This is a genomic window from Fodinibius halophilus, assembly GCF_011059105.1.
In the GTDB taxonomy this organism is placed as follows: domain Bacteria; phylum Bacteroidota; class Rhodothermia; order Balneolales; family Balneolaceae; genus Fodinibius; species Fodinibius halophilus.
This window is the reverse complement of the sequence record NZ_JAALLS010000013.1, coordinates 56,516-72,735: the sequence shown is the minus strand read 5'-3', so window position 1 is coordinate 72,735 and position 16,220 is coordinate 56,516. Positions and strand designations below refer to the sequence as shown.

Here is a 16,220-nt window from a genome sequence, read left to right as displayed (position 1 = left end):
ACAGGAGCAGAATGGAGAAGAAAACGGAGAACTGGAGAAGCCCTAGTCTTGGAAAAGAGATGGAGCTGACTGTATATGGTAAGTCAGGAACTCCTATCATCGGCTTACCGACGAGAGGGGCTTCTTGCGGACAATGGGAAGAGTTCGGAATGGTTGATGCCATCTCTTATCAGCTCGATAATGAATTCAATCAGCTTTTTTGCCTTTCCTCTATCGATACAGAAGGTTTTTTGAATGAAAATGCAGCCCCATCGCAACGCATTGTTCGTCAGCAGCAGTATGAATCCTATATCGTAGAAGAGGTAGTTCCCTATATTCAGGAGCAGAATAATATCAATTTTATTATTATTGCCGGTATCGATCTTGGGGGATGCCATGCCCTTACAACGGCCCTCAAACATCCGGCTGCTTTTGGTAAAGTTATTGGAATGAGCGGCATTTATGATATTAAACCGTTTATGGACGGTTTCTACAATGATGATGTGTACTACAGTAATCCAATGGATTTTGTGCCAAATATGAGCAGGCAGTCGCTGCTTGAACGGGTGCGGGATATCGACTTTCGACTTGTCAGTTACGAGGGGGATGAACGCAAAGAGGACAGCTTGCGGATGAGTAATGTTATGCGTATGAAATTTATTGAACATGATCTCGATATCTGGGGAGAATCAGGTGATGAATGGGATCTGTGGCCACAAATGTTAAAAACTCACGTTATTTAAGAACTCTTATGCCCGATATTTCTAAGATTTTAGTTGCCAACAGAGGCGAAATTGCACTACGTGTTATCCGAAGTTGTAAAGAACTAGGCAAACAAACAGTTGCGGTCTATTCTACACCCGATGCCGATGCTCCGCATGTGTTGCAAGCCGATGAATCGGTACATATCGGTCCGGCATCCTCGTCGGAGAGTTACTTGGTAATCGACAAAATTATACAAGCGGCAAAAGATACCGGTGCCGATGCTATCCACCCGGGATACGGTTTCTTGAGTGAAAATGCTGACTTCTCGGAGCGCTGTAAGGAAGAAGGAATCATCTTTATCGGTCCCGATGCTCATGCTATTAAATCGATGGGGGATAAAACAGCGGCCAGGGAGATTATGAGCAAGGCCAACGTGCCGTTTCCTCCGGGCACTAAAAAAGAGCTTGAAGATATTGAAGAGGCCGAAAAGATTGCCAATGATATCGGCTATCCCGTATTGGTTAAAGCTGCTGCGGGCGGTGGCGGTAAAGGGATGCGCATCGTTGAAACCAAAGATGAGTTTAAATCGGGTATAAAAGCAGCCAAGTCAGAAGCCCGTAACGCTTTTGGTGATGATCGGGTCTACATCGAAAAATACCTGGTAGAACCACGTCACGTTGAGTTTCAAATTATTGCTGATGAACACGGGAATGTGTTACACGTTTTTGATCGAGAATGCTCTATACAGCGGCGACATCAGAAAGTGATAGAGGAGGCTCCTTGTTCTATTTTGACCGATGAGCTTCGCGCTGAGATGGCCGATGCCGCTATTGCGGCTGCCGAAGCAGTAGATTATGTAGGAGCCGGAACGATTGAGTTCCTGGTTGATGCCGACCGTAATTTCTACTTCCTGGAGATGAATACCCGCCTGCAGGTAGAACACCCGGTAACAGAACTTATTACCGGTCTGGATCTTGTGGCACTGCAAATATTAGTAGCCGAAGGCAAAGAACTGCCGATGACCCAAGATGAAATCACAATGAACGGGCATGCGGTGGAATGCCGTATTTATGCCGAAGATCCGCGTGATAACTTCTTGCCAAGCACAGGCACACTGCACAAGCATCGCATTCCATCGGGTAACGGTATCCGGGTTGATTCGGGCGTTGAAGAAGGGCAGGCTGTTACGATTAATTATGATCCGATGATATCGAAGCTCTGTACCTATGGCAACGATCGTAAACACGCTATTAAGAGAATGTTGCGGGCACTGGATGAATATGAGATTGCCGGCTGCCGCACTACTATTCCGTTTTGTAAGTTTGTATTGAATCATAATTCTTTTACTTCCGGTGAGTATGATACCCACTTTGTACCGGACCACTTTAGTGAGGAGAAGCTCAACGAAACCATTACCGATGACGACAAGGTAAAGGCATTAGCGGCAGCATTACTTAAGATGGAAGACCAAGGGGAAGAAACAACTCAAAAGACGGGGCATCCTTCCACTAATGGTCAAACTTCTCCATGGTGGGATAGGCGCTCATCATAACTAATCTCTTTTTATGAAATATAATCTTAAGCTGGAAGAGCTGGGTATGTTCCTGCTCTCCATAATATTGTTCACCCAAACGGAATTTAGCTGGTGGTGGTTTCCTGCTTTAATACTCTTGCCTGATATCGGGATGGTAGGCTATGCCATTAATAACCGTTATGGAGCGTACTGCTACAACCTGTTTCATCATAAAGGAATTGCAGTTTTATTTTTTGGATCAGGCTTTTTTCTGAAGATGCCATACCTCGAACTTACAGGTATCATACTATTTGGACATGCCTCAATGGACCGTATTTTTGGATATGGACTTAAATTTACCAACTCTTTTCAAAACACCCACTTGGGGACAATCGGTAAAAATTAAATCCGTATTTTTTTACATTATCACATCATTAAATAATTAGGACAACATTCTGCCCGTGGAAAAAAACGACCAGCAGCTTTTTACCCAGCTTAAGAAATTAGATACAGAGCAGCGTAATAAATCAACCCGAGAAATCGATTTGGCCGACTCCCTGGAGATTGCCCGCCTGATCAATGCCGAGGATCAAAAAGTGGCAAAAGAGGTCGAAAAAAAGCTTGAAGAAATTGCAAAAGCGATTGATTTGGTCAAAGAAGCTTTTGATGCGGGGGGACGTCTTATCTATGCCGGTGCCGGTACGAGCGGCCGACTGGGTATTCTGGATGCGGCCGAATGCCCGCCTACGTTTGGCTCTGATCCCAGCCAGGTAATAGGGCTTATCGCCGGTGGCAAAGAAGCGGTATTTGAGGCCCAGGAAAACGCCGAAGATTTTGAAGAAAACGGGCGACAGGCATTACAAGAAGCGGAGTTGTCTCCCAATGATGTGGTTTGTGGTCTGGCGGCCAGTGGACGCACGCCTTATGTACATGGCGCTCTCAAGGAGGCCGATGACATGGGATGTTATACCATTTTTGTGACAACGGTACCCGGCAACCAGATAACCATCGGGGTGGATGTATTGATCGATATTCCCGTAGGTCCCGAAGTAATTATGGGCAGTACGCGCATGAAAAGTGCTACCGCCCAGAAAATGGTATTGAATATGATTACCACCGGCGCCAATATTCGTCGCGGTAAAGTCTACGAGAATGTGATGGTAGATCTACAGCTGTCAAATCAGAAGCTGCATGAGCGTTCGAAGCGAATTTTAATGACATTTGCTGATATTGATTATCAGGAAGCTGAAAAGTACCTCAAGGCAGCTGATGGTCATGTTAAAACAGCCTTACTCATGGTTTTGGGAGATATTGATAAAAAAGAGGCGCAAAAAAAGCTGGAGGAGAGTAACGGATTTATCCGAAAAGCACTGCAGAAGATTAACTCATAGTAGAAATCATGAGAGCTGTTTTTAGTATTATCGGATGGATCTACTGGGCTGTTTGTATTATCTCATTCTTTTTTATTGTATTGGTTCTGTATGTGTTAACAGCCCCTTTTGATCGCTATAACAGAATCCCCAATCAGGTGCTTCGGGGGCTGGGTTGGTTGATGATGAAGGTAAATCCGGGCTGGTCATTTGATATCAGGGGAGCAGATCCGGGCAAAGTTTCTGAGCCGACCATTGTGGTAGCCAACCACCAAAGTTTTTTAGATCTGCCGTTGCTATACCTGTTGCCATGGAGCATGAAGTGGGTGGCCAAAAAGGATCTGTTTAAAATTCCTATTCTCGGTTGGATCATCTATATGACCGGTCAAATCGGTATTAACCGGCAAAGCATGCGTTCATTCAAAAAGCTGGATAAATTAGTAGAACCTATACAGGATGGTATTCCGGGCATGATTTTTCCTGAGGGTACACGGACTGAAGATGGAGATTTGAAACCGTTTAAGAATGGGGCCTTCAAATTGGCCAAGCGGTACAATTTTAACATACTTCCTATCGTTTTAACGGGGGGATATGAAGCGATGCCCCGGGGCGATTGGACGGCTTCGCCCACACAAGAGTTCAAGATATCTGTATTGGATCCAATATCAGCTGATAAGTTTGAAACTGAAACTGAATTAAAGGAAGCAGCTTACATGTTCATAGAGCAAGAGCTCGAAAAGCTGGAGTCGAAATAGTCGTTAGCCTAATATTAAACAGCAATAATTGACAGGAATTAGCAAATATAACCGGTCTCAGCGTTCGACCTATCGACTACGGCTAATGTCATGCATTATTGCTGCTGAACTTATTGCCCTTGCCTTTTTTACCTTGTGGCCCGCCCCCGGCTCGAAATCGGAGAATAAGAAGAAAGCGACCTTTAATGATGATACCATTGTGATGGATGAGGCTGTTATCACTACACAAGCAAGTACACCGCCTCCGCCACCCAAACCGCGTGCTCCGGTGCCTGTACCCAAAGATGAAATCATAGAAGAAAAAATCATTGTTTTTGAGGACATCAACAGTTCAGACTTTACGGATTCGCTGTCGATTTCGAAATTAAAAGGAGCGGGTAATTCTGATCAAGTTGCCAGCAGCCCACAACAACCGCCTACCGTAATACGAATTGTAGAAGCAGTAATGCCTGATGCGGCCAAAGAGGCCGGCATTAAAGCTGAAGTGACAGTTCGCTTTTTGGTAGATAAAAAAGGAAGAGTGGAAGATGCTCGTATTGAACTAGTTAAAGTTTATCCGGAAGGCAGTGATGAGCCGCGATTCCTGGACAGTATTGGGTACGGAATTGCGGAGGCGACGCTCAGGGCCGCCCAACAGTGGAAGTTCAGGCCTGCTAAAAATAATGGGAAACCGGTAAGAGCATACAGTAAGCAAGTGTTTACGTTTGGATTTTAAGAATTGCTATCGCGTCAGAAATAGCCTATATTTGCGTTCTTTCTTTGGAGAGGTGGCCGAGCGGTCGAAGGCGCACGCTTGGAAAGCGTGTGTGCGTCTAGCGCGTACCGAGGGTTCGAATCCCTCCCTCTCCGCACTACTTCACTTAGGTTTCGTAGAGCAAATAGATAAAGTGAAGTCTTGTCAATATATTAGAAATACGGTCGACGAAGCTTTAGGCATAGTCGATCCTCTCCGCTCATTTTACATAAAGGCTTTGTTGAAAAGGCACGTAAGTGTTTGTTGAGCAAAGCCTTTGTTGATTTAGTAAATACTGTAAGGGTGTCTCAATAGGCTATCGTCCCTTTTACCTTGATACAAAAGGAACAAAAAAATAAAGACTAAGAATAGCGAACCAGCGTTGCCTTGCAAAATGGGTGTATTTATCTCGTTTCAATGCTCCGTGTTGAAACGTAATCTTGCCCCGCGTTATTTATAGTAGTTTGGCACTGGATAGTTTGTTAAAAAGATCATCTGGTGTTATCCTTTTCTGTTCAATTTATCTTTGGCATTAGGGATCGGGACCAGCAGAGGTGGAGAAAAAACTTTCCCTAAAGCTCTCGGGATAACTCCTCGGTACTGACTTCATCCATCAACGTTGATAATGAGTTAGGGCAGTACCTCATCAGGCAGAAATTTCTCCTGTTGGGTTTTAAACTCTCAGAAGGTTCGAGTTACACTAAAAACCTTATGCCGCTATCTGTTCTGTACTCAGAATTCGTTAAGGTGGAGTTTGGGAGTGTGAAACGAGCAAGAAAAAAAAAGTCCCCCTTTGGGCATTATTTGCCTAAAAAGCGTTGAGTGTAATCAGAAGGGGGCAAGGGGATGGTGCAATTCAACAGTTGATTAAGTTTTAAGTGTCAGGGACCTTTGCAAAACCAGGCAGTCATCCTGAATGTAATGAAGGATCTCCCTTTCAACGGCAGCAGATGGATACTGGAGATTCTTCGACAAGCTCAGAATGACGATATCAAAGGCTTTGCAAAGCCCTCTGTCAATCATTAGCGCAGCAACGTTGCAAAGTAAGTCAGATGACGACCGACAACGGCTGACCATTTGCATCTCATTCCAATGCTCTGCGTTGGAACACAGGTGCTGCTTATTTTCCCACATTGGTGCACATGTATGATTTGGGGCATTATACTTTTATGTACGTTTTTTAATACCTATCCGTCGTCAGGGGACCAGCAGAGCTGGAGTAAAAGTTTTTGGGATAATTTCTCCTTGCTTTTACAGCCCAAATTTTGCTCATTGAAAGGGCATTTAAAATGATCAGGCCACTTGGCTTGGAGCAGTAATAAAACAAGATTGTAATGCAGTTTCATCACATCGGTATTCCCACCACAGAACCATTTGAGGACGAAATTGACCTGCCGCAACTAAAGATGGGGGCTGATCTTGAAGCACTTAAAGAGGCTCTTTAAGTGCTCTGCCGGTAGGCTGTATCTCACTTCAATGTTATAATACAGGCAGGCATTTTGTGAGCTGGATTTCATATACAGGAGATTGAAAACAGTGAGCATGAATTAAATTAGAGGGGAATCTGTTTCACCCAATGCGGAACATTATCACTTTTTTGAGTACGATATAACAAAGATGAAGAAGCTTTTATAAACTCGCTGTAAAGGTATTGGTAGTTATATAAAACAATTTGCAGTGGGGATTATTCTATTCAATTGAGCTATATATAATATAGGTAAGTGTAGCATGACGTTATCTAAGATTCCTCTAGACTTTGAAGAGAATTCCATCCCTATGATCATCTACGATGAGAGCCAATCTATTGTAGAGGTTAATAAAGAAGCATGTGAGCTATATGGATTTGATCGCGAGAAATTACTCTCTATGAACCTTGTTGATCTGGAAACAGGGGAACAAGTACCCGAACGGCTTGAAAATTTTGAACGTCAACAAGCTAAATACCGGGCAGATTTTTGGGAGCACGAAACCAAGGCGGGAGAGTCAATAATGGTTGATATTTTAACACAACCGGTCTCTTATGAAGGGGAAAGTCAGGTGTTGGCCATTGTACAAGATGTGACAACACTCGGCGAAAAAGAGTTTAGGGATCAGGTGTTTCAAAAGATATTAACCTGTCTACAAGAAAATCTACCGGCCCTGTTTTACCTATTCGATGCAGAAGGGAATTTAAAACAGTGGAATAGCTATGTTGAGGATACTTCAGGCTATTCCTATGCAGAAATATCTAACATGAAAACCACTGATTTCTTTGCAAGAGAGGAAGAAGGGGAAGTTATCAGAGCTATAAATGAGATGTTCAAGCATGGGGAATCTGAATTAAAAACAAAATTATCTTCCAAAGGCGGGGAAAAAGCACCGATTCTGTTTAGAGCGGTAAAAGTAAAGTACGAAGGCCAGGTTTTGGGGATGGGCATCGGTCTTAATTTAACCAATGTTGTTGAAGCCGAGAAGGAAGCGGAACACCATCGTCGCATATTGGAAGCTGTAATTGACCAATCTCCTTCATTAATGTATATCAAAGATGAAGAAAACCGATTCAGATTTGCTAACCAGGCTTTTCTTAACCTACATGGTTTAGACCGAGATGAAATTATTGGCAAGAAAGATGCAGAGGTGCTTACCGAGTATGATATTAAGTTGATGCGTAAAACAGATCGGCGAGTTTGTCGAACAGGAGAGATGTATAATAGACAAGAAGAAGTACGTGTTAATGGCGAAAAACGAACCTACCTTTCTTCCAAATTACAGCTTAGTGGAATTGAAGGATATGAAAACTATCTCTTTGGGATGTCAACGGATATCACCCGACAAAAAAATATGGAAAAGATCTTGAAAAAATCTCTTCGACAAAAGGAAGTGCTGCTCTCCGAAGTGCATCACCGGGTAAAAAATAACCTGGCTGTTATATCTGCGCTTATGGAGCTGGAGGTGCTGGATAGTGACAATGATAAACTGCAGAAAAAGCTTAATAGAAACTTATCCCGGATTAAAACGATAGCATTTATCCATGAAATATTGTATCAGGAGCAGGATTTTTCCAAGATCGAATTCGGGATCAATATTGACGGCCTCGTCGAAACTATTTTGGCAGTGAACAAGGAGGATATTGAAATTGAGTATGATATCGAAGAGGTCAAAATGAATATTAACCAAGCTCTCCCATGTTCCCTGATTATCAATGAAGTACTGATGAATGTTGTTGAGTATACCTACAGTATAAACGAAAAGATCTTTTTGGAAGTTGGAATTTGCGAAAAAGATGGTACGGTCTATTTAAATATTAATGATCGCGGAAATACAATATCTGACGTAATTAGTACTGAGAGTTTAGACTGTATTGGACGCCAATTAATAGCAACCCTTAAAAAACAAATAAATGGAAGCATAAATTTTTTACAACAAGAAGGCGAGGGCTCTTTAGTTGAACTGTCATTAAAAAAAGAAGATATAAAAGGCACGGGCAGTTCGCTGTTGGAATACCAACAAATGAAGTTTGAAAACTAGTATTAGCTGTCTCTGGAAGTAATGCCAGCTCTTTTACCCTTAGCAGGGATTGCCGGTTCTATTATAGTACTTGAGGCATCTCCGGTTATTATAGCTTGCGGATAAGTGGTATTAATATTGATGTTTGGATTTATATGAATAGATATTTTTTTACAGTAATTCAAGAGCTTATAATGAGTATGATATAGCATAAGGTTTCGGAGAGTCTGAGAGTTTATAGAGGAAAATCCATTTTTTAAAGATTGCTGATCTATAAGTGTTAATATTTTTCAGATATCGTCGATACTAACGTTGTATTCTGCAACAAATTAATGGTATAAATTATATTATAATTGATATAACGTATCATCTATTAAACGTGAACACCATAAAATAAGGGTAGAAGAAGATGAAAAGGAGCTTTTCTATAGGTATTTGTTTATTAGTGGCGGTCTCTTTTTGGGCCTGCGAACGCCCCGAATCCCCCGATTTTAAATTGAATCATAATGTAGAAGCCCCGCTTTCGGTGGAAAAAACTTATGTCTTTTTAGGGGGAGAGGATGCATTAATAGATACGACAAAAGAGGATTTTGAAGATATTTTTACCTCTGATCCGGATGGGTTGGTACGAATTACCAAAGAAGAAGAGTTCAATTTTGGAGATCTGGATGATGCTATTCCCACCGTAGAAGCCCCCGCAACTACAGTGAATTCTCAGGTTGGTGAAATTGAGATCGCCAACTTTAGTTCGGCGGGTAACGTAGGTACGGCTTCATTCACCGAAATTACTGGCCAGTCGGGTTTACAAAAGGAAGATCATTTACCGGCTGGATCTACGCCCAATCCTGTTGATATTCCTATTGATACCGAGTTCTTTGATAGTGCTACCATAAGCAGTAATGGTTCGCTGGAACTTACCGTAACAAATAATCTCGGCTTTAATTTTGATGTTATTAATATTGATTTAAACGTCAATGGTAATTCTATAGGTACGGCCATTATTGGTACCGATAATGACCCCGATAACTTTAATCATGGGACTACGGAAACCACTTCCATTTCTATTGCTTCGGGCGAAACTCTCTCTAACTTAAGTGTGACCGTAACGGGTAATTGGGATAACCAAACCATGCAGGCCGATCCCCAAGATCTCATTGTTAATGATGTGCAGGGACAGAACCTGGCGGCCTCTTCACTGACGGCAGCCCCGGAGGCACAGAGCTTTAGCAGTAACGGCACATCAACGATTGATGAAAGTGATTTTGAGTTTAGAAACACGGGTGATTTCGTAGAGCTTAAAAGTGGAGATCTTAGCATCGATATCACCAACGGTATTGATGTAAGTGTTCCCACGCTGACGATCAACTTTACCGGGCTGGAAGATGCAAACGGCAATGCTCTGCAGCTGGATGTGACAAGTTCGGGTGCCATACCGCGAAGCAGTACCAATGGCGGGCAGTTTTCTACCTCATTGTCGCTGGCAGATTATCGTGTAACGAGCAGTACCATCACCTATACCGTAGATGCAACTACCGAGAACGTACAGGATGGGTTTCAAGACGGAGATCCGTTTCGGACCATAAATGCCACGGACCAACTGGATGCGAGCATTGGCTTGAATAACCTCACGATAAAAGAGGCCCAGGGCTATGTATCTCCGCGGCAGGTGTTGCTCAATACCGATGCCAACAGTGATGGGGACCTTGACGTTTTTGATGATAATGAAGCAGAATTGACACAGATCGACGGAATAAGTGATCTCTCGGAACGAGTATCAGATATTACGTTTGATAACCCGATACTGAGTGCTATTTACAGCACGAATCTGGGTGTGAATACCACAATCTATGCCGCTATTGCCGGGACCGATGCCGATGGCGATACTATTTATCTGAATGGGGAAAGTGGATCTGTGAATGAAGTACAGCCAGGTGAAGCGCCGCCCGAATTGGTCGCAGACGGGGTATCACTTGATGAAAGTGAACTGATAAAGTTTTCTGTGGATCTGGCATCAGATCCCGATCCCATACAGGGCGAAACAGGCAGTAATGTTTTTAATTCGACGAATACCAACTCCTCTGAATTTTTCAGCAATCTGCCTACCTCTATACGATTTGTCGGGGTAGCAATAGTTAATGAAAAGAAACAGTCGGGTACTATTGTTAACCCGGTGATTTTCGATCCCAAGTTGGGCGTAGAGTTACCTTTCAGCTTTTCGGCCAATAACGCCACCTTTGATGATACGCTGGATGCAGATTTAAGTGACCTGCCTGGTGAGGATGATGACCAACAACTTAAAGAGGCTACCCTAACGCTAAATTATACCAATGGACTGCCGTTGAAACTAGAGATGTCGTTGGTATTTGTTGATGAAAATGGTGTCCCAATTATGACAAAAGGCAATATTGCTGTAGATGCTGCCAGTACCAACACTGAAGGGTTCGTGGGGGACGGTGATGCTGCTGAAAACAGCACAGAGATCAGCTTTACGGAAAGTGAGCTAAAAAAGCTCAATAAAGCCCGAGATCTACAAGTCAATATCACGGTTAATACGCCGCAGCAAAATGTGGTAAAACTCCGCGAGAGTGATGCTATAAGCATCCAGATTGATATGGAAGCGTCAATAACATCAACAGTAAATTAAAAGGAAGCTTATACTATTATGAATTTTCTTAAACGATCGTTAAGTCTTTTTATCGCTGTTGTAATTATTGGCAGCTGGAGTAACATAACATGGGCTCAATCAGGACATTTTTCTTCAGCCAGTTTAGGCATGGGTGGAACCGGAGCTGCATATATCGATACCTATCACGCTAACTTTATAAATCCTGCAAACCTGATGCTGTATGGGGAAAGCAAACCCAATTTTGGTTTTGGATTAATCGGAGGATTATCCACCACAGCCGGGGGAGGGCTCGTCAATATTGCAGCGTATAACAAACATTTCACAGGTGGCAATGTAGTAAATGCCGATGCGGTTCTTCAAGATTTCTTTGGCTCAGGGGCCGATGCCGTACGAGGGGTTGGCATAGAGTTTGACCTCATTCCCTTTGGGGCTTACTGGCGTGGTAAGAAAAGCAGCTTTAGCTTAGCAGTACGCAACAGAAACCTTTCTAATATCTCCATTAATCGTGGATTTGCAGAGGTAGCGCTGGCCGGAGTAAATCGAGATCGATTCGGGAGTGCTAAACCGGTTAACTTTAGTAGTGAGGTGGTTGCATTTAGTGAAATATCTGCCGGTTATTCAATGAAACTATTACAGCTGCCTTCGTTAGGGTTTGCCAAGAATATTAAGCTATATGCCGGGATTGCTCCCAAATATATAATACCTCATGCAACGTCGAGTATCGACTTTGAATCCACAATTGAGGTTACCCAGGATAAGATAGTGCAAGACTTTAACTATACCTTTGAAACTATAGGAAGTGTCACTGATCAGTTCAAAGAGTTCAGCAAAGCGAAAGAACAGGAAAATTTTGATGGTAAGCTAGGTGATTTCATTGAGCCGGACGAAAGTGATTTTACAGAAGTAGAAGGTAGCGGTTTTGGTTTCGACTTAGGGGGAACTGTTGAAATGGACCTGGCGGGTCCGCTCGAAGCATTTTTCTCCTGGATTAAAGGAAAAAAGAAACTTCGTGTGGGATTATCAGTTACAGATATCGGATCTGTGACCTACACAAATAATGCCGGGACCTTTTCAAATGATTCAGAGTTTGTGTGGGATGGTATCGATCTTGATGACGGATTTAGCGATGCTTACCAAGATAGTGTGGCAAACGATATTTATCTAAACTATAAAGCAGGTAATAAAGAAGAGATCGTTAAAAAATTACCTACCAAGGTGCATCTTGGCTCTCACCTGCAGTTAGGTAAGCTGGCCGTAGCCCTTGACTTTACAAAGGGTATGAACAAGGTGGGAATGAATAGCAAACGTCTTGCGATGGGCTTTGGCGTTGAGTATGATTTCTTCAACTTCTTGCCTTTGCGAGCCGGGTATCGTACCGGGGGAGCTACTTCCTCAAGTATAACAGCCGGTACCGGTTTAGAGTTTAGAAATTTTGAATTTTCGGTAGGGGCTTTGATGGTACCTAATTCTGAAAACAGGGGAGCTGGCTACGGAGCCGCCTGGAGTGGATTACTCTTTCGCTTCTAAGTACTTAGTTACTTCAATATAGTTGTGCCGGATTGCATTATGGAGCATATCGGAACTGTTTATGACTGTAATGTTTCCGGCCAATTCTTTAAGCAATGGATGGCTTTCGTCGTGGAGCTCTACATATATTGAGGCTTTGCTGTTAAGCTTTTGGATTCGGCTCACAATATGTAGTGTTTTAATATCGGGATCACTAAAACGGTGGTTCGAAAAGACGAACACTGTAGAGGCTTCACTAACATTAGCTCTTTTTAATACCTGTGGACTGATAGGCTCCCCATATATAAAAGAGTGTTGCCTGTAAGGGGTTCTGTTGACCAGGGCACCTGCAATAACTACCTGCCGGTCATCAAATAACTGCTTTTCTTCTATCTCCTGGATCAGTTCATCGGCAAAGGCGGTGTATTCACAAATAACGACATGGTTTTTACAGCTAACAGAACCACGGCCTCGTTCTTCCTCTTCAAACTTGTGTTGGATAACCTGGAGTATCAGTCCTATGATGTGTGTATATCCAAATAATCCAATGATTATAGCAACAACGCCGGCTGCACGTCCCGCCGTGGTGTAGGGTACAATATCTCCATAACCAACCGTAGCCGATGTAACAAACCACCACCAAACGACATCACCAAAATGTTGAACATTGGCCTGCCCAAATTCATAGGTCCAGAAAATAGTAGTGGTAAATAGAAAGCTGCCGGAAAGCAGAACGGCCAGAAAAAGGACCTGCTTTCGGAAGTGCGATTCTGACGGCGGTTTACTGGTGCTGTTGAGCATTGGTATCCCTATTCATCTCTGTTTTTAAGCAATTGTATGCGCTTATATAAAAGCGATTTTAAAATAGAAAAAATGATGACCAATTTTTCGAGCTCATAATATTTTGAAGTCATACAGTAGCGTAATCGGAGGGAAAACACTTACTCTTAGCGTCAAAATTTCACGGCAATTCTAAAACCGTTCGTGTTTTTACTACGGTTTATCTTGGAATTACACTTTCTTATGGCACTTGAAAGTTAGCGTTATCCATGACTATGCCCATATGGGATAGGGTAGTGATAGGTTATATCAAATACTATTATCTCATAATTTTAATTATCAAACAAAGGTCTATGTTTAAATCTATTAAAATACTTTTAACCACAGGAGTTTTTATTGCTGTGTTAGTCATGACAGGGGTTTCACAACCGCAATTTTCGGTTGGGGTCAAGGCAGGAACAATGGGAGTAGGAGGAGAAATTACTACTTCAATAAATAAGAATTTCAATGCCCGCCTGTCTGGAATGTTTTTTTCCTATACACACAGTGGGGTATATACAGACGACAACCCTGATATTAAGCATGAATCAGATCTTAATACCACTTCTGTTGGAGGTATCGTAGATTACTTTCCTTTCCAAAACAGTGTCAAGTTATCTGGCGGACTCTTTTATCATAGTTTTACGGTCACCGGCGATGCTACGCCCAATGAATCTTATACGCTGGATGGTAAAACCTTTCAGCCTGAGGAATTAGGCACACTTTCAGCTAATCTGGATTACAAATCTAAAATTGTACCCTATGCGGGCATCGGTATAGGAAATCCACTGGCTAAAGGCAGCAAATTAAAATTTAATGTTGAGATTGGAACGGTATATACCAATTCCCCTCAAGTTACCATACAAGGAAAAGGAATGATTGCTCCGACAGCTCAGCAAGATCAACGTTTTCAAGATGGATTAAAGGATTTCAAATTTCACCCGGTTTTAAATATCGGGCTGTCGTACAAATTGTGATTTTAATAGGCTATTAATACTAAAAGTAATACTTAAATTTTCAGATACTATGAATAAAGAGCAAACAGAACGCATCAGAGTGGGGCTATCTCTCTTTTCCCTCTTTTTTGTCTTGAGTATAACGGGATGTGATTTTTCAGGATTTAATAAAGCAGTGGACGATTTTGCTGTAGTGGTTGAACTGGAATCTATAAACACAAACTCAACCGTACTTTTGACGGATGCCCAAACTGGTGAGCTAATAACGAAGGAGGTTACGGCTACTTTCGGAGGCGATAATGGGGAAGATGTTATTGATATGTACAGCGATCCGATATCAGAAAAAAAAGTAAATAGTGGTGTTCTCAATTTTGGTATTGCTAATTCCGTTTCCCCGTCTGAGAGTTCTCCAGTGAAGGTAAAGTTGAAACTTGAAGCGGAGGACTACGAAACGACCACCAGAACGGTATCAATCAATAGCGAAGGGGATAGCAAGTTCAGTCTTAACATGCTGGATCCGAGTAATCAGCCTAAAGGTGTTAAAGTGAAGACCGCTGCCAAAGGGCAGGCCAGCAGCGATGGTACTGTACAAGGTGATTTTGAGGTTTCGGTAAATTCTGATGAGAATCCAGGTTCAGGAGTGTCTTTTCAGGTCTCAAGCGGTACGGTTTTAAAAGATAAAGGCGGGAACAATTTATCGGGGCAACTTACGACTGATATTTCTTACTATGATCCCGACGAAGCGGATGCCCTGGATACTTTTCCGGGAGATTTAATAACAAAAAATGATGAGCCCATTAGCTCTGCCGGTATCTTTTCGTTGCAATTGCGAGATGAATCCGGAAATATTGCAACTTCAACATCATCCAACGCCAAATCTGTTTCTGGTAATAGTGCTATCAGCAGTGGTGCCACAGTTACTCTTACCTTACCATCCGGATATATTGATCCGATGACCGGGAGGGTAATAAAAGATGGTGATACACTCACAATATTTGTCCTTGGCGTAAATGGGAACTTCACTACGCTCGCACAAAAGCAGGTTATCACGAATAATGCAGGAGAGTTGGCAATCAAGGTACCTGCCTTTGCTGATAATGCACAAGCATTTGTGGTTGGCACACCCTTAATCGGCGGCACGACTTGCTCTGGAAATATTTCATTTAATAGAAATGGATATAATGGGAGTATTACCGGTCGAGTTTATACAACCGGTTTAAGTGCAGCTGTTAATTTGGGATCGGGTAATGGCAGCTCAAGTTATACCATTCCGACTATTCCTGATCAGGATTTTAATTATGTACTTACTACTACTTATGGGGAACTTATGGGCTCACACAACTTCTGTTCAGGTGGCGATCTCGATATTACGCTCAATCCCCCTGCATCTTTGATAGATGCTACGGTAGATGTTTCTCTAAAGTGCAAGAATTCTAACGAGGCTGTTCGCATTACCGATATCCCCGGGGCTTCGGTACTGTATCGCAAAGAAAATGCAGCTCCGGGAACAAACTGGAGCCAGGCATCGAACTTACAATGGGATTATAATAAAAGTACGCAGCGGCTAACCGGGGGTAGCTTCGATATTTCGGGTGTCGAACAAGGGAAAAGATATGTTTTTAAAACAACGTATAAAGATAACGACTATGAAAAAGCAATAACCATTTCTGGATCTACGGTTGAGTACAGCAAAACGATAACCGACGGTATTTGCCAATAATCACGCAGATTTAGCAGACCGATAATGTTAAAGCTCTTTTATTGATAATATT

The 16,220-nt window shown here is 42.5% G+C and carries 13 protein-coding genes and 1 tRNA gene; 13 read left to right on the top strand and 1 reads right to left on the bottom strand.

The window, feature by feature from the left end:
* Window positions 1-11 precede the first annotated feature (11 nt).
* The 11 genes from G3569_RS11080 to G3569_RS11035 all read left to right on the top strand — a co-directional run bounded on the left by G3569_RS11080 (window position 12) and on the right by G3569_RS11035 (window position 12,694).
* Complete coding sequence (locus tag G3569_RS11080) at window positions 12-722, top strand: esterase family protein (protein WP_165269101.1); 711 nt, start codon at window positions 12-14, stop codon at window positions 720-722.
* An 8-nt stretch (window positions 723-730) separates the two neighbouring features.
* Window positions 731-2,236 carry an acetyl-CoA carboxylase biotin carboxylase subunit gene (gene accC / locus G3569_RS11075; RefSeq protein WP_165269099.1) on the top strand — a complete coding sequence of 502 codons (1,506 nt, stop codon included), beginning with the start codon at window positions 731-733 and terminating at the stop codon, window positions 2,234-2,236.
* A gap of 13 nt (window positions 2,237-2,249) precedes the next feature.
* Window positions 2,250-2,603 (top strand): DUF4260 domain-containing protein, encoded by a 354-nt coding sequence (locus tag G3569_RS11070; protein WP_165269097.1) that lies wholly within the window; start codon window positions 2,250-2,252, stop codon window positions 2,601-2,603.
* A 55-nt stretch (window positions 2,604-2,658) separates the two neighbouring features.
* Window positions 2,659-3,588: an N-acetylmuramic acid 6-phosphate etherase gene (murQ, locus tag G3569_RS11065; protein WP_165269095.1), complete on the top strand. Its 930-nt coding sequence runs from the start codon at window positions 2,659-2,661 to the stop codon at window positions 3,586-3,588.
* A gap of 8 nt (window positions 3,589-3,596) precedes the next feature.
* Entirely contained in the window at window positions 3,597-4,322 is a 726-nt protein-coding gene (locus G3569_RS11060; RefSeq protein WP_165269093.1) for a lysophospholipid acyltransferase family protein, read from the top strand.
* 85 nt (window positions 4,323-4,407) lie between these two features.
* A complete protein-coding gene (locus G3569_RS11055; protein ID WP_165269091.1) occupies window positions 4,408-5,037 on the top strand; it encodes an energy transducer TonB in 630 nt (209 codons plus the stop codon).
* A 46-nt stretch (window positions 5,038-5,083) separates the two neighbouring features.
* Window positions 5,084-5,171, top strand: a tRNA-Ser gene (locus tag G3569_RS11050).
* A 775-nt stretch (window positions 5,172-5,946) separates the two neighbouring features.
* On the top strand, window positions 5,947-6,081 hold the full coding sequence (locus G3569_RS18780; RefSeq protein WP_276611345.1) for a hypothetical protein: 135 nt from the start codon (window positions 5,947-5,949) through the stop codon (window positions 6,079-6,081).
* A gap of 702 nt (window positions 6,082-6,783) precedes the next feature.
* On the top strand, window positions 6,784-8,562 hold the full coding sequence (locus G3569_RS11045; RefSeq protein WP_165269089.1) for a PAS domain-containing sensor histidine kinase: 1,779 nt from the start codon (window positions 6,784-6,786) through the stop codon (window positions 8,560-8,562).
* Between the two features lie 388 nt (window positions 8,563-8,950).
* Window positions 8,951-11,185 carry a hypothetical protein gene (locus tag G3569_RS11040; RefSeq protein WP_165269087.1) on the top strand — a complete coding sequence of 745 codons (2,235 nt, stop codon included), beginning with the start codon at window positions 8,951-8,953 and terminating at the stop codon, window positions 11,183-11,185.
* Window positions 11,186-11,203: 18 nt separating this feature from the next.
* Complete coding sequence (locus tag G3569_RS11035; RefSeq protein ID WP_165269085.1) at window positions 11,204-12,694, top strand: DUF5723 family protein; 1,491 nt, start codon at window positions 11,204-11,206, stop codon at window positions 12,692-12,694.
* Here the strand turns inward: G3569_RS11035 and G3569_RS11030 are convergent.
* Complete coding sequence (locus G3569_RS11030; protein WP_165269083.1) at window positions 12,677-13,474, bottom strand: potassium channel family protein; 798 nt, start codon at window positions 13,472-13,474, stop codon at window positions 12,677-12,679. The genes G3569_RS11035 and G3569_RS11030 overlap by 18 nt on opposite strands.
* Window positions 13,475-13,806: 332 nt before the next feature.
* On the opposite strand from G3569_RS11030, the gene G3569_RS11025 reads away from it, so the two are divergent.
* A complete protein-coding gene (locus G3569_RS11025) occupies window positions 13,807-14,469 on the top strand; it encodes a hypothetical protein (RefSeq protein WP_165269081.1) in 663 nt (220 codons plus the stop codon).
* Window positions 14,470-14,518: 49 nt separating this feature from the next.
* Complete coding sequence (locus tag G3569_RS11020; protein WP_165269079.1) at window positions 14,519-16,168, top strand: hypothetical protein; 1,650 nt, start codon at window positions 14,519-14,521, stop codon at window positions 16,166-16,168.
* Window positions 16,169-16,220: the final 52 nt, after the last annotated feature.

Excerpts from the sequence above, each read along its gene's own strand:
- G3569_RS11080 (WP_165269101.1), top strand. The coding sequence starts at position 12 with ATGGAGAAGAAAACGGAGAACTGGAGAAGCCCTAGTCTTGGAAAAGAG.
- accC (WP_165269099.1), top strand. The coding sequence starts at position 731 with ATGCCCGATATTTCTAAGATTTTAGTTGCCAACAGAGGCGAAATTGCA.
- G3569_RS11070 (WP_165269097.1), top strand. The coding sequence starts at position 2,250 with ATGAAATATAATCTTAAGCTGGAAGAGCTGGGTATGTTCCTGCTCTCC.
- G3569_RS11060 (WP_165269093.1), top strand. The coding sequence starts at position 3,597 with ATGAGAGCTGTTTTTAGTATTATCGGATGGATCTACTGGGCTGTTTGT.
- G3569_RS11055 (WP_165269091.1), top strand. The coding sequence starts at position 4,408 with ATGTCATGCATTATTGCTGCTGAACTTATTGCCCTTGCCTTTTTTACC.
- G3569_RS11045 (WP_165269089.1), top strand. The coding sequence starts at position 6,784 with ATGACGTTATCTAAGATTCCTCTAGACTTTGAAGAGAATTCCATCCCT.
- G3569_RS11040 (WP_165269087.1), top strand. The coding sequence starts at position 8,951 with ATGAAAAGGAGCTTTTCTATAGGTATTTGTTTATTAGTGGCGGTCTCT.
- G3569_RS11035 (WP_165269085.1), top strand. The coding sequence starts at position 11,204 with ATGAATTTTCTTAAACGATCGTTAAGTCTTTTTATCGCTGTTGTAATT.
- G3569_RS11030 (WP_165269083.1), bottom strand. The coding sequence starts at position 13,474 with ATGCTCAACAGCACCAGTAAACCGCCGTCAGAATCGCACTTCCGAAAG.
- G3569_RS11025 (WP_165269081.1), top strand. The coding sequence starts at position 13,807 with ATGTTTAAATCTATTAAAATACTTTTAACCACAGGAGTTTTTATTGCT.
- G3569_RS11020 (WP_165269079.1), top strand. The coding sequence starts at position 14,519 with ATGAATAAAGAGCAAACAGAACGCATCAGAGTGGGGCTATCTCTCTTT.